Here is a 12,735-nt window from a genome sequence, read left to right on the forward strand (position 1 = left end):
CGGCCCGCACCTCACGTGGCGAGGCCACCAAATACCCGAAGGGCGCCGCAGGGCGCCCTTTGACCTTTCGGGGCGGCCCATGGCATTGGGATGGCCATGAAGACAATTCTCGTCATCGGAATCGGCACGGGCAGCCCGGAACACATCACCATTGCGGGCATGAATGCCCTCAATCGCGCCGATGTGCTCTTCATCCCCGACAAGGGGGCCGCAAAGGCCGATCTCGCCGATATCCGCCGCAAAATCCTTACTCGCTATGTCACCCGCCCGGATAGCCGCAGCATCAGCTATGCCATCCCCGTGCGCGATGCCGCCAAGCCCGACTACAATGCCGGCGTCGACGAATGGCACGACAAGCTCGGTAATATCTTTGCCGATCTCATCGCCGAAATTCCCGAAGGCGGCGCCGGCGGCTTTCTCGTCTGGGGGGACCCCAGCCTTTACGATTCCACCCTGCGCATTCTCGATCGCGTGCGCAAAACAATCGACTTTAAGGTCGAGGTCATTCCCGGCATCACCGCCATCCAGGCGCTGACCGCCGCCCACGCCATCCCGCTCAATCGCATCGGCACATCGGTGACCATCACCACCGGCCGTCAACTCGGCAAAGTCACAACCGACACCGTGGTCATGCTCGACGGGCGTCTGGCGTTTCGCGATTGTGATCCCGGGCTCACCATCTATTGGGGCGCCTATCTCGGCACACCTGACCAATTGCTCGTCAGCGGCAAACTGGGCGATGTGGCCGAGACCATCGTCGAGACGCGCGCCACCGCGCGGGCGCGTCATGGCTGGATCATGGATATTTACTTGCTGCGCCCGCAGGACTAGCGCCATAAGCTGTGGCGCAGTTGTTCAGGGGGGAAACGGCGCGAGCGTCCCACCTGTTCTTCCGAGGATTTTGGCCTTGTCTGCAGCACCAGCAGAAAACTGGAAACGAGGAGCCTGCCCCACACTCGCCGCACCCATGGCGACGGGCGATGGGCTGCTCGCCCGGCTCCGGCTGCCCTCGGGACTTATCACGCCGGACAACCTCGCTTACCTTGCCGACTTGGCACGGCGCCACGGCAATGGGCTTATCGAGATCACCGCACGCGGCAATCTGCAGGTGCGCGGGCTCACCGAGCAGTCGAGCCCCGTTTTTGCCGACGCTGTCGAAAGCCATATCGCCATCGAGGATGGGCTTGTCGTCGACACCTCTCCCCTTGTCGGTGACGACCCCAGCGAACGCGCCGATCCCCTGCCCCTGGTCAAAGCCATCCGCGAGGGCTCCCGCCCGCTCTGGCCGCTCCTTGCCCCAAAGCTCAGCGTCGTTATCGACGGAAATGGTCAGTTCCCGCTCAGCGCCCTCAAGGCCGACATCCGCCTTCTCGCTCTGGGCGCGGATCTCTGGCAGATCCAAATCGGCAATGCCGCACCGCGCGAATTTTTAGCCGACGAAGCCATCGCCACTACACTTGATACGCTACAGCGTCTTGCCGCCCTGGGCCCGCAGGCGCGGGCCACCGACCTCGCATCCGCACCCGCCGCCTCATCTCCCCGCACCACGCAACAAACCCGCCCCATTGGCCGCTTCCAGCGCCGGGCGGGCACTTCAACGGGCATCGCCCTCCCCTTCGCCGCCAGCGACGCCGAATCCCTCGGCGAGCTCGTGCGCCTCTCATCCCGTTTCGGCGTGAAAGCCATCCGCCTCGCGCCGGGCCATGCCCTCCTCATCGACGATGCCCCGTCAGAGCTTGTGACCGCCGCCAAGGGGCTCGGCTTTATCACCCATGCCGACGACCCGCGCCTCCGCGTCAGCGCCTGTGCGGGCAGCGATGGCTGCCGATCCGGCCGCATTGCCTCGCGGCGTGTCGCCGCACAACTGGCCGCACGGGTGGACCCGGGCGCGCATCTGCATGTATCGGGATGCCCCAAGGGATGCGCCCACCCTGCCCCGGCGCCCCTGACCCTCGTCGGCCTCGACGACGGGGTTGGACTTGTCATTGACGGGCGGGCGGGCGATACGCCTCAAACAAGAGTGGGCCCGGACGGAATCGAAGCCGTTCTCGAGCACGCCCACCGGCAGGAAGGCCGATGATTTCATACGATTACATTCGGGAAGGCGACGCGATCTATCGCCAGTCCTTCGCGATCATCCGCGCCGAAGCCGATCTATCGGCATTTTCGTCGGACGAAGCCGAGCTGGCCGTGCGCATGATCCATGCTGCCGGTTCGGTCGATGCGGTGCAGCACTTCGTCTTTGGCCCAGGCTTTGTCGAAGCGGGCCGCGCCGCGCTGCAGGCCGGCGCTCCCATCCTCTGCGACGCCGAGATGGTAGCGCGCGGCATCACCGCCGCTCGCCTCCCCGCCGGCAATGAGGTGATCTGCACGCTGCGCGATCCGCAGACGCCCGAGATAGCCACCCGCATCGGCAATACGCGCTCGGCTGCAGCTCTCGACCTCTGGGGCGACCGTCTCGAAGGCGCAGTCGTTGCCATCGGCAATGCCCCGACCGCACTCTTCCACCTTCTCGAACTTCTGCGCGACGGCGCCCCGCGCCCTGCCGCCATCATCGGCATGCCGGTCGGCTTTGTCGGCGCGATGGAATCGAAGGATGCGTTGGCCGAGCACAGTTATGGCGTGCCCTTCGCCATCGTCCGCGGACGCCTCGGCGGCAGCGCCATGACCTCGGCCTGCCTCAACGCCTTGGCGAGGCCCGGCCTGTGAGCGGTGTTCTCTATGGAGTTGGCACCGGCCCGGGTGATCCGGAACTGCTGACGCTGAAGGCGGTAAAGGCCATCAGCGGCGCCGATGTCGTGGCCTATTTCGCCAAGCGCGGCAATCCGAGCAATGCCCGCGCCATCGTGGCCGATCACATCCGCGCCGATCAGATCGAAGAACGGCTCGACTATCCGGTCACCACCGAGAGCCATCGGCACAGCGAAGATTACCGTACGCAGATTTCCGCATTCTACGAAGAAGCCGCTTCCCGGCTCGCAGCGCATCTCGATGCCGGTCGCAATGTCGCCGTGCTCAGCGAAGGCGATCCGCTGCTCTACGGAAGTTACATGCACCTGCACCAAAGGTTAACAGTCTGTTACCCAATTCACGTCATTGCGGGAATTACCGCCATGTCCGGCAGCTGGTCTGCAGCGGGCCTTCCGCTGGTGCAAGGCGATGATATCCTTACTGTTCTTCCGGGCACGCTCGACATCGAAGAGCTTGAGCGCCGTCTCCTCGACAGCGAGGGCGTAGTCATCATGAAGCTGGGCCGAAACCTGCCCAAAGTGCGCCAAGCCCTTATAAATACTGGGCGTTTGGATAGTGCCATCTATGTCGAACGCGGCACGATGGCGGCTGAGAAAATCTGCGAACTTCGGGAAAAAACCGACGATTCGGCACCGTATTTCTCCCTGATCCTCGTTCCAGGCTGGAGCACGCGCCCATGACCGGACGCCTTCTCGTCATCGGCACCGGCCCCGGCAACCCTGCCCAGACCACCCCGCAAGCGCTTGATTTCATTGCGCAAGGCGAGCAGTTCTTCGGCTATGGTCCCTATCTCGACCGGCTCGACCTCCGCCCCGACCAGCAGCGCATCGCCTCGGACAACCGCGAGGAACTCCACCGCGCCAAGGCCGCACTCACCGCAGCCGCCAAGGGCCACATTGTCTGCGTCGTCTCCGGCGGCGACCCCGGTGTCTTCGCCATGGCAGCAGCCATCTGCGAGGCCGTGGAGAACGGGCCCCCGTCCTGGCTTCACCTCGATATTCAGATCATCCCCGGCGTCACTGCCATGCTCGCCGTCGCGGCCCGCGCCGGCGCCCCGCTGGGCCACGATTTCTGCGCTATCTCCTTGTCGGATAACCTAAAACCGTGGCCTATCATCGAGCAACGATTGCGGGCCGTCTCGGCTGTGGGGCTCGTCATCGCCCTCTACAATCCCATTTCCAAGGCGCGCCCCTGGCAATTGCCGGCTGCTTTCGCCATCCTGCGCGAAACTCTGCCCTGGACCACGCCGGTCATTTTCGGCCGCGCCGTCGGTCGGCCAGATGAGAGTTTCTCCGTCGTCCCCCTTTCGGAAGCGGACCAGCAGACTGCCGACATGTCCACCTGTGTCATCATCGGCTCGCCCGAGACCCGCATCATCGAGCGTCCCGGACGCGATCCGCTGGTCTATTCGCCGCGCGGCATAGGAGTGTAAACCCATGCAGTGGCTCAGCATTGTCGGGATTGGCGAAGATGGACTGGCCGGCCTTGGCAGTGCTGCCCGCGCAGCGATAGCGGAAGCCGAGCTGGTTTTTGGCGGCACCCGCCACCTTGAACTGGCGGCCGATGCAATCACTGGCGACAGCCAAGCCTGGCTCTCTCCGTTCTCCCGGTCGGTGGAGGCCGTAATCGCTGCTCGCGGCCGAAAAGTCTGCGTCCTGGCTTCCGGCGATCCCTTCAACCATGGGGTCGGCGCGACACTGGCGCGCCATGTCGATGCTGCCCAAATGCGCGTCTTTCCGCATCTTTCCGCCTTCAGCCTGGCTGCGGCCCGCCTCGGCTGGCCCCTGCAGGATGTGGTCAGTCTTTCCGCCCATGGCCGCCCCATCGAGCTGGCCATCCCCCATCTCCATCCAGCGGCGCGCATTCTGGCGCTGACATCGGATGAACACGGCCCCGGCCAACTCGCCAAGCTGCTGGTGGACAAGGGCTTTGGCCTGTCCATTGTCACCGTTCTCGAAGTGCTGGGCGGACCCAATGAGCGGGTCCGCTCGCAGATGGCCATGCAGTTCGGTCTGACGGACATCGACCCTCTTAATGTCTGCGCGATTACCGTGGTGCCGTTGCCCGACGCCCAGATCGTGCCGCTGACGCCTGGGCTTCCCGATACCTTCTTCGACCATGACGGGCAGATTACCAAGCGAGAGGTTCGGGCGCTCACCCTCTCCGCGCTCGCTCCCCGCCGGGGTGAACTCCTGTGGGATATCGGCGCCGGGTCTGGATCGATCGGGATCGAATGGATGCTGGCCGATCCCAGCCTGCGCGCAATTGCCATCGAGGCGCACCCCGAGCGCGCGGCCCGCATCGCTAAAAACGCCACCGCGCTGGGCGTCCCCGGCCTGCGAGTTGTCGATGGCAAGGCGCCAGATGCCCTGAACGGTCTCGAGGCGCCTCACGCCATTTTCATCGGCGGCGGCGGTAGCGATTCCGGCGTCCTTGACGGGGCCATCGACGCGCTACGGCCGGGTGGCAGGATTGTCGCCAATGCCGTCACCCTCGAATTGGAAGCGTTGCTCCTGGCGCGCTTTTCCGCGCTTGGCGGCACACTCAACCGCATCGCATTGGCCCGCGCCGATGCCGTGGGCAGCATGACCGGCTGGCGGCCCGCCATGCCCATCACGCAGTGGAGCTGGACCAAGCCATGAGCGTACATTTCATCGGCGCAGGCCCGGGGGCCGCAGACCTTATTACCGTAAGGGGCCGCGACCTGCTCGCCAATTGCCCGGTTTGTCTTTATGCCGGCTCCATCGTTCCCGCCGAAATGCTCGACTGGTGCCCTCCCGGGGCCCGACTGGTCGACACGGCGCCAATGTCACTGGACGAGATCGAAGCGGAATATATCAAAGCCCACCAAGCGGGCGAGGACGTCGCCCGGCTCCATTCCGGCGACCTCTCCGTCTGGAGCGCAGTGGCTGAGCAGATGCGCCGCCTCGACCGGCTGAATATCCCTTACACGCTGACACCGGGCGTGCCGTCCTTTGCGGCGGCGGCAGCGGCCCTCGGCCGGGAACTGACGATACCCGGCGAAGCCCAGAGCCTTGTTCTGACGCGTCTTTCGGGCCGCGCTTCGCCAATGCCCGGGGGGGAAACGCTGGCCGCCTTTGGCGCCACCGGCGCAACAATCGCCATTCACCTTGCCATCCATTCGCTTGATCGGGTGGTGGCGGAGTTGACGCCGCTCTATGGCGCGGATTGCCCGGTCGCCATCGTGGCCCACGCCAGCTGGCCCAACCAGAAAATCCTGCGCGGGACGCTTGCCGATATTGCAGAACGCTTTGCCGAAGACCCGGTCGAGCGTACGGCCATCATCTTTGTCGGCCGTGGCCTTGGCGCCTCCCAGTTCCGGGAGAGCGCCCTTTATGATCCGGACTATCAGCGGCGTTTCCGCGGCCGGGACAGGCTTTAGGCCCGCAGCGGCACGACGGTATTGTCCTGTTCCCAGTCGATTCGCCCTGGCCGTCCCAACAGGAAGCCCTGAGCTTCCATGCAACCCTCAAACCGCAAGACTTCCAATTGCTCCAGGGTCTCGACGCCTTCAGCGAGCACTGGCACGGAAAGGCTGCGCCCCAAGGCAAGGATGGCCCGCACGATGGCCTTGGCCTGTTCGCTCTCCTGCACCTCGCCCATAAAGGAGCGGTCGAGCTTGATCTTGTCGAAAGGGAAGCTGCGCAGCGTATCGAGCGACGAGTAGCCGGTTCCGAAGTCGTCGATTGCAATGGAAACGCCAAGCGCCTTGATCTGCTTGAGGACGGTCATCGCGCGCTTCTTGTCCGCGATGATGGCGGTTTCCGTCACTTCCAGTTCCAGCCGCTCGGGAGCAAGGCCCGTCTGGAACAGGACCATACGCACCATATCGACCAGCTCCAGCTGGCCCAGTTGGACGCCGGAGACGTTGACGGCGATCTTGTGGGGCTCGGGCCACAACACGGCCTCCTCGCAGGCCTTTTTCAGCACCCAATTGCCAATTGCGATGATGGCGCCGCACTCTTCCGCCACCGGGATGAACTCGGTCGGAGAAACCGGGCCATGGTCGGGCCGATCCCAGCGCAAAAGAACTTCATAGCCCGTGACCGTGTCGCTCATGATCGACTTCTGCACCTGGTAGACCAGGGTGAAGCCCTCGTCCTCGATTGCCTTCCAGAGGTCGCGCGCCATAGCCCGGCGCTGTCGCGCCTGCTCATCCATCTCGCTCTCATAGTAACAGATGCGCTGATCGATCTCGGCCTTGGCGCGATAGAGCGCCAGATCGGCATTGCTGAGCAGCTTTGACCGGTCGGTCCCGTCGCCCGGGTAGATGGCGACGCCCATGCTGCCCGAGGTTTCGACGATTGTGTCGTGGAAGGCGACCTTTCCCATCAGGTTGCGATTCATGCGAGCCAGGAATTCGCGCAAATCCTCCATCGACGAAAAAGGCTTCAGGGCTGCAAATTCGTCGCCACCGATACGGGCCACGACTTCCCCAGGCTTCACGGAGCTCTTGAATTTGTCCGCCAGAGCCGACAGGACCTTGTCGCCAGCCGCATGGCCGTAACTGTCATTGATTTCCTTGAACCGGTCGAGGTCGATCGCAATCACGGCCAACTTGCTTGTGTGCTCGTCGGCCTCGTCTATCGCCGTGGCGAAGAGCTCCTCGAAGCGGTTTCGATTGGGCAGTCCGGTCAGCGGGTCGTGCTTGGCCAAATGGGAAATGGCCGCTTCGCTCCGCTTGCTGTCCGAAATGTCTTCGATCATGGTGACCCAACCGCCGTCACCCGTAGGCATATGCTGGACGCGCAGGAACACTTCGCTGCCAAGCCCATGCACGACTTCCCCGCCGCCTTGCGCCAGATCGCGATGGCGCTGGTGAATTTGCGCGATGGCATCGGCGGTCGCCCCCCCTTCCCCAGCTGTCGCTGACATGACTTGCGCGCAGACGTCACGCAAGGTGCGGCCGATGAGATCCGTGCCATCAGGAAGGTTGAGTAGCCCCACAAGTCGCTGATTGTGCAACAAGATAGTGCCCTCCGCGTCGAACAGGGCGAGTCCCTGCCCCATATGGGTCAGGGCCAACTCAAGCCGATGCCCCATCTGAGCTAGTTGCTCGGCGTCCGCGAGCTCACGCTCGCGTTCGCGCAATGTGCGGCGGCGATCGGCCTCGTCCAGGACAATGCTGCCAAAGGCGGCGGCGAGGATGAACATCGTGATCAGAGCGACGATGACAGCCATCATGCCGCCGTCGATGGCGCCGCCTTCGGCAATTAGGGGATAGCAGCCGCTGAAGTCGGCGGCGCCCATGGCGGTGAAATGCATGGTGCAAATCGCCAGGGCCAGCAGACCCGCAGCGCCGAACAGCGTCCTCTTGCCATTCATGCCGGCCATCATGATCGCGAGGCCCGACAATAACGTGCCCGCGATGATGGAAAGCGCCACAAGCTGGGCGTCCCAATTAATGGTTCCGCCAACCAGAAGGCCGAATATGCCCACATAGTGCATCGACGAGATGCCGACGCCCACCACGGCTCCGCCGAGGAACCGGTCCAGGGCAAGTTCGGACCGTATCGCCAGCGCCAGACCCGCACCGCAGACGCCAATGGCGATGAGCAACGACAGTGCCGTCAGCGGCAGCTCGTATGCCAGGGTGAAGCCGGGCCGGAAGGCCAGCATCGCAACGAAGTGCGTGGACCAGATGCCAAAGCCGACCGCCAGAGCGGAGATGATATTCCAGACCCTGGCTGTCCGGCCCGCACTTTTGCGCGCATGACGCAGCAGGCTGACGCAGGCATAGGCCGATGTGAGGCAGATGACGGCCGCAAGGACGACAAAGCGTATGTCGTGAATGCCGATGAAGAATTCGATGAACGGGTACACTACACAAATCCCGGGCGAGAATATGGGTAGATATCGGGTTTCCCCTTACCGCCGCGTTACTTAGTTGTGCTCGACGGGGCCCCGTGTCGACGCAATCCCCTGCATGCAGCTGGCGGATAGGCCATGGTCTGATGCCGAGTGTCGTCGCAGCGGTACGGAATATGTGTGGATTTGGCTGGGGTGCCAGGATTCGAACCTGGGAATGTCGGTACCAAAAACCGATGCCTTACCACTTGGCGACACCCCAACTGCGCGGGTTCCTACACGGTTTGCAAATCGGGTGCAACAACCGTTCGACTATGCACGAAAAGGTTGTGGGAAGCGCTTGAATAGCTCGGAAAGCGCAGCTATAACGCCGCCACATCGCAGCTGCACCGACACCCGATGGTGCACCAATAAGCGATTTGCCGGAGTATAGCGCAGCCTGGTAGCGCACCTGCTTCGGGAGCAGGGGGTCGAGTGTTCGAATCACTCTACTCCGACCAACACAGCCGGGCGTTTCCGAGTTTCGGAAGCGCCCGGTTTCTTTTTTGCCTCCAGCAATCGAGAGGCCGGCCTGCGCCTTACATGGGGCGCTATTGATGCCTATATGAGTAGAGCGCCCTTCTTGCGCGTCGAGCCTCCCGCAATACCCCCGTTTTCCTGAGAGCCGTGATCATCGCATCACCGCCTGTCGGCTTTGCCGACGCTTTGAGAGGATAGACGACGATGACAGATTATAACGCCCCAGCAGAGCTTTACCCTGGGCGCAGCGGCAAGTTCAAAAAGGTGGGCGGGTATCAGCGCTTCCCGTCTCTTGCCGAGGCGGTTCGCTACACGATGGAAGAGCTCCCCAGCGCCGTGCAGTCGGGCTCGCTCGTCGAGGCCGACGAGGTGCGCTATGACGGCAAGGCCATTCGTGGGCTCTATTTTTCCGAGGATTACCCGTTGAGCCGGGTCTTTGTCGGCGAGACGGCGGCGCAGTAGCGCAGGTCGGCTAAGTCGTTGCACAGACAACAAAAAAGGCCGCCCGGAGGCGACCTTCAAAACTTGCAGGAGCGCTTTAGCGCTTACTTCTGCAGGACGAGGTTGATTGCGGACTCGCGACCGTCGCGGCCGGTCTCAACTTCGTAGGAGAGCTTGTCGTTCTCATAGAGACCGTCAACACCCGAGTTCTGCACAGCGGAGATATGGACGAAGTGGTCCTTGCCGCCATTGTCAGGGGTGATGAAACCAAAACCCTTGGTGGTGTTGAAGAATTTGACGGTACCGGTGATGGATGCCATTTGAATATTCCTTGAAGCTCGAAGCCGAAGCAGAACGAGCGTTTCCCACCTGCAACATGCAAGGGGGCCTACAAACGTTCGCAAAGTGGATCAGTGAGCCAAAGGACCGGAATGACCGGCAGAAGGCAGCCGACTTGGGCTGAAAACGTATGAGCACCTTCTAACAGGGATAAGTGGTGAGAACAAGGCCATCATCGGTCGTTCTAATGTTAACACACGGTTAGCATTTTCGAGACCGGAGTGCGAAAACGACAAAGGCCAGCCGCGAGGCTGGCCTTCGGGTTTTTACCGAGTGCCGAAAGATCAGCGTCGGGCGGGCAGCACAGCCCAGAGACCGGTGACGGTCAGAGCCGCCAGGGCCATCTTCAGAACGTCCCAGACGAGGAAAGGCTGGATCGCGCCGGCGAAGGCAGAGGCCACGACATTGGTCTGGTCGATCCACTGCGCGTGGCCGGCCATCAGGACGAGCCAGGCAAAGCCCAGCGCCAGGAGCACGGCTTCGGCGGCCAGCATAGCGCCGAACAGGGTCAGCGGGCGAGCCGAGGCGCCGCGGTCGGTGGCCGAGCCGATCATCCAAGCCATGACGAGGAAGCCGAGCAGGAAGCCGCCGGTCGGGCCGACGAGATAGACGAGGCCCCCGCCGGTGGCGAAAACGGGCAGGCCCATGGCGCCTTCGAGAAGATAGAGCGCGACGGTGGCAACGCCGATGCGCGCGCCGAAAGCCGCGGCAAGGCCGGCAATGGCGAAGCTCTGCAACGTCACCGGCACAGGCCAGACCGGTACGTTGATCTTTGCCGCCAGTGCAATGAGGAGTGTACCCAAAACCACGGTCACCATATTGATGGCCAGCTTGGCGGTTTCACCCTTGGGCTGGAATGCACCCAAAAGCGTATTGGGCGTGGTCAAAATCACGGCCATTTCATACCTTTCATAGTCACTGCACCGGTCGCCAGTCCCTTGCGACCGTTTCAGGGGCAAAGTTCTAACTGCTAGACGGTTCCCACGCAATGGTAAGCCAATCGGCCAGTCCGGCCTATAACAGAGAATTCGACGCCCAGGTGGGGACGCAAATAATGGTGGCGGAAGGTGTGGGGCGAATAACCGCTCCGAATGCCTCGCCCTATACTTTCACCGGGACAAATTCATTTCTTGTGGGCCATCAGCGACTTGCGCTTATCGATCCCGGCCCGGAAAATAAAGCACATGAGGTCGCGCTGCTGACGGCGATCGGGGAACGGCCGGTCGACGCCATCATCCTCACCCACACACATCGCGACCACAGTGCTGCAGCAGCCAGCCTTGCCAAGAGGCTTGGAGCGCCGCTGTGGTTCGGTGGCCGGCATCGTCTGTCGCGGCCCCTGCGGCGGTTCGAGCGCAATCTGATCCGGCGTTCTTCAGACTGGGATCTCGTGCCGGACCGGACACTGGTCGATGGGGAAACCGTCATGGCTGGGGATATCGAGCTCATCGTCCACGCGACCCCGGGCCACTGCGCCAATCATCTCGCCTTCGGCATCGCCGGCACCGACATGCTCCTGACGGGCGATCATGTGATGGGGTGGAACTCCACCCTCGTCTCGACCCCGGACGGATCGATGACAGACTATTTCGCCTCGCTCGACAAGCTCATCGCCCTGCCCTATCGGCGCTATTTTCCCGCCCATGGCGGACCGATTGAAGATGGCCCCGCCTATGCGACGGCGCTGCGGGCACACCGCAGGATGCGGAACCGGCAGATCATCGAGGCGGTGAAGGCGGGCGCGCGGACGCCGCTGGCCGTGGTCGGGCGCATCTATCCGCAACAGCCGCCAAAAGTGCGGCTGGCAGCGCTGATGACAATCAATGCGCATATCGAGTTCCTGGAGGAACGGGAGGAAATTCTGGTGCGGCGGGGAATTTTGGGGACGCGGTTGGGGGTGCTGTGAGGGGGGCGCCAGAGCTTGACGGAGAGTCTTCACCCCCTCCGAGCGTCGCTACGGCCTGACGGCCTAGCTTTGCTAGCCTCCCCCTTTCGAGGGGGAGGTGAGATCGGGGTCAGCCGTCAGTTCGGCACATGAAACGGAGGTCCCCGCCTTCGCGGGGATGACATCGGGGGTGGAGGAGCCTGCGGCGTTTTAGTGGAGGGCTATCAGGTGCGCAAAGCTCATGGTGCGGGACTAGAATCCGAACTGCGATGAGCAACGCTGGTCTACCGTCAGCGACGGCCGGCAAGAAGCACGCACCAGCCCCTTTACTGCAGAATAATATGCAATATTACTAACAATCAGAATTCTCGCCACCCTATACAACTGAATCCAGAATTGATGTTTTTGGCACCACTCAGGCGACTATAGACAACTCTTCAAACCGAGAAGTACAGCATGCGAAGGCGGGCCCACCCGTTGACCCGTGCTGCGACGACCGCAGCTTGCTAAGGAGCCGATGGTGAACCGCTTCATCTTCGAAACAATGACTTTCTTGAATGGGATCATTGCCCTCGCGTGTGTCGCTATTGGCGCGTTTGCGGGGGGAGCATCCCCTCTGATGTCGCAGTCAGCTAGGGCCTTCGGCATGGTCATTGGTGGGCTGGTTGGCTTGGTTTTCGCGGCAATGCTTTGCGGCACGATCGCCTTCATGGCGCTTGTCGAGCAGCACCTCCGGGCAATCGCCGAAAATTCCGGGAGAACGCCCTCCAATGCCAGCAGCGGGGCCCGTAAGGAGCCGCAGATGACGGACGATTGGAAGGACTATCGCTAGACCCTGTCCAGCGTTTTCCTCTATTTGCCCGCACAGCAACTAAGGGACTGTTGCGTTCAGACTGCAGAAGATGGATTGCCGGGACGAGCCCGGCAATGACGGTGGAATGGGGACTAGTCGCGCGAGGAGCGTGAGTGCC

Annotated in this window: 13 protein-coding genes and 2 tRNA genes; 11 read left to right on the top strand and 4 right to left on the bottom strand. The window is 62.6% G+C overall.

The annotated features are described in order from the left end of the window. The first annotated feature begins 96 nt into the window (after positions 1-96). From cobF to cobM, 7 genes are all read left to right on the top strand, one after another. Positions 97-831 carry a precorrin-6A synthase (deacetylating) gene (gene cobF / locus N0P34_RS15825; RefSeq protein ID WP_275604187.1) on the top strand — a complete coding sequence of 245 codons (735 nt, stop codon included), beginning with the start codon at positions 97-99 and terminating at the stop codon, positions 829-831. Between the two features lie 76 nt (positions 832-907). Beyond that, positions 908-2,080, top strand: a complete 1,173-nt coding sequence (cobG, locus tag N0P34_RS15830; RefSeq protein WP_275604188.1) for a precorrin-3B synthase — start codon at positions 908-910, stop codon at positions 2,078-2,080. Continuing rightward, positions 2,077-2,709 carry a precorrin-8X methylmutase gene (locus tag N0P34_RS15835; protein ID WP_275604189.1) on the top strand — a complete coding sequence of 211 codons (633 nt, stop codon included), beginning with the start codon at positions 2,077-2,079 and terminating at the stop codon, positions 2,707-2,709. Before cobG ends, N0P34_RS15835 begins: the two co-directional genes overlap by 4 nt. Then, positions 2,706-3,431: a precorrin-2 C(20)-methyltransferase gene (locus tag N0P34_RS15840; protein WP_275604190.1), complete on the top strand. Its 726-nt coding sequence runs from the start codon at positions 2,706-2,708 to the stop codon at positions 3,429-3,431. The genes N0P34_RS15835 and N0P34_RS15840 overlap by 4 nt, the downstream gene beginning before the upstream one ends. Next, positions 3,428-4,183 carry a precorrin-3B C(17)-methyltransferase gene (locus tag N0P34_RS15845; RefSeq protein WP_275604191.1) on the top strand — a complete coding sequence of 252 codons (756 nt, stop codon included), beginning with the start codon at positions 3,428-3,430 and terminating at the stop codon, positions 4,181-4,183. The genes N0P34_RS15840 and N0P34_RS15845 overlap by 4 nt, the downstream gene beginning before the upstream one ends. 4 nt (positions 4,184-4,187) lie before the next feature. Next, positions 4,188-5,393, top strand: a complete 1,206-nt coding sequence (gene cbiE, locus N0P34_RS15850) for a precorrin-6y C5,15-methyltransferase (decarboxylating) subunit CbiE (RefSeq protein ID WP_275604192.1) — start codon at positions 4,188-4,190, stop codon at positions 5,391-5,393. Continuing rightward, positions 5,390-6,154 carry a precorrin-4 C(11)-methyltransferase gene (gene cobM / locus N0P34_RS15855; protein WP_275604193.1) on the top strand — a complete coding sequence of 255 codons (765 nt, stop codon included), beginning with the start codon at positions 5,390-5,392 and terminating at the stop codon, positions 6,152-6,154. Before cbiE ends, cobM begins: the two co-directional genes overlap by 4 nt. Here cobM and N0P34_RS15860 read toward each other — a convergent pair. Further along, a complete protein-coding gene (locus N0P34_RS15860; protein ID WP_275604194.1) occupies positions 6,151-8,595 on the bottom strand; it encodes an EAL domain-containing protein in 2,445 nt (814 codons plus the stop codon). The genes cobM and N0P34_RS15860 overlap by 4 nt on opposite strands. Positions 8,596-8,767: 172 nt before the next feature. Beyond that, positions 8,768-8,842, bottom strand: a tRNA-Gln gene (locus N0P34_RS15865). A gap of 161 nt (positions 8,843-9,003) precedes the next feature. Here N0P34_RS15865 and N0P34_RS15870 point away from each other — a divergent pair. Both N0P34_RS15870 and N0P34_RS15875 read left to right on the top strand, forming a co-directional pair. After that, positions 9,004-9,080 (top strand) — tRNA-Pro (locus N0P34_RS15870). Positions 9,081-9,303: 223 nt separating this feature from the next. Beyond that, complete coding sequence (locus N0P34_RS15875) at positions 9,304-9,561, top strand: hypothetical protein (protein WP_275604195.1); 258 nt, start codon at positions 9,304-9,306, stop codon at positions 9,559-9,561. Between the two features lie 83 nt (positions 9,562-9,644). Here N0P34_RS15875 and N0P34_RS15880 read toward each other — a convergent pair whose 3' ends face one another. Beyond that, a complete protein-coding gene (locus tag N0P34_RS15880) occupies positions 9,645-9,860 on the bottom strand; it encodes a cold-shock protein (RefSeq protein WP_275604196.1) in 216 nt (71 codons plus the stop codon). Positions 9,861-10,163: 303 nt separating this feature from the next. After that, positions 10,164-10,778 (bottom strand): biotin transporter BioY, encoded by a 615-nt coding sequence (locus tag N0P34_RS15885; RefSeq protein ID WP_275604197.1) that lies wholly within the window; start codon positions 10,776-10,778, stop codon positions 10,164-10,166. An 89-nt stretch (positions 10,779-10,867) separates the two neighbouring features. Here N0P34_RS15885 and N0P34_RS15890 point away from each other — a divergent pair, with 89 nt between their 5' ends. Further along, positions 10,868-11,785, top strand: a complete 918-nt coding sequence (locus N0P34_RS15890; protein WP_275604198.1) for an MBL fold metallo-hydrolase — start codon at positions 10,868-10,870, stop codon at positions 11,783-11,785. Between the two features lie 598 nt (positions 11,786-12,383). Beyond that, positions 12,384-12,596, top strand: a complete 213-nt coding sequence (locus N0P34_RS15895) for a hypothetical protein (RefSeq protein ID WP_275604199.1) — start codon at positions 12,384-12,386, stop codon at positions 12,594-12,596. Positions 12,597-12,735 lie beyond the last annotated feature (139 nt).

It is taken from the genome of Devosia sp. FJ2-5-3, from assembly GCF_029201545.1.
GTDB lineage: Bacteria > Pseudomonadota > Alphaproteobacteria > Rhizobiales > Devosiaceae > Devosia.

Bases quoted from the DNA above. Each gene is read 5' to 3' on its own strand.
- N0P34_RS15845 (WP_275604191.1), top strand. From the start codon at position 3,428: ATGACCGGACGCCTTCTCGTCATCGGCACCGGCCCCGGCAACCCTGCC.
- cobM (WP_275604193.1), top strand. From the start codon at position 5,390: ATGAGCGTACATTTCATCGGCGCAGGCCCGGGGGCCGCAGACCTTATT.
- N0P34_RS15895 (WP_275604199.1), top strand. From the start codon at position 12,384: ATGTCGCAGTCAGCTAGGGCCTTCGGCATGGTCATTGGTGGGCTGGTT.
- cobF (WP_275604187.1), top strand. From the start codon at position 97: ATGAAGACAATTCTCGTCATCGGAATCGGCACGGGCAGCCCGGAACAC.
- N0P34_RS15880 (WP_275604196.1), bottom strand. From the start codon at position 9,860: ATGGCATCCATCACCGGTACCGTCAAATTCTTCAACACCACCAAGGGT.
- cbiE (WP_275604192.1), top strand. From the start codon at position 4,188: ATGCAGTGGCTCAGCATTGTCGGGATTGGCGAAGATGGACTGGCCGGC.
- N0P34_RS15835 (WP_275604189.1), top strand. From the start codon at position 2,077: ATGATTTCATACGATTACATTCGGGAAGGCGACGCGATCTATCGCCAG.
- N0P34_RS15885 (WP_275604197.1), bottom strand. From the start codon at position 10,778: ATGGCCGTGATTTTGACCACGCCCAATACGCTTTTGGGTGCATTCCAG.
- N0P34_RS15875 (WP_275604195.1), top strand. From the start codon at position 9,304: ATGACAGATTATAACGCCCCAGCAGAGCTTTACCCTGGGCGCAGCGGC.
- N0P34_RS15890 (WP_275604198.1), top strand. From the start codon at position 10,868: ATGGTAAGCCAATCGGCCAGTCCGGCCTATAACAGAGAATTCGACGCC.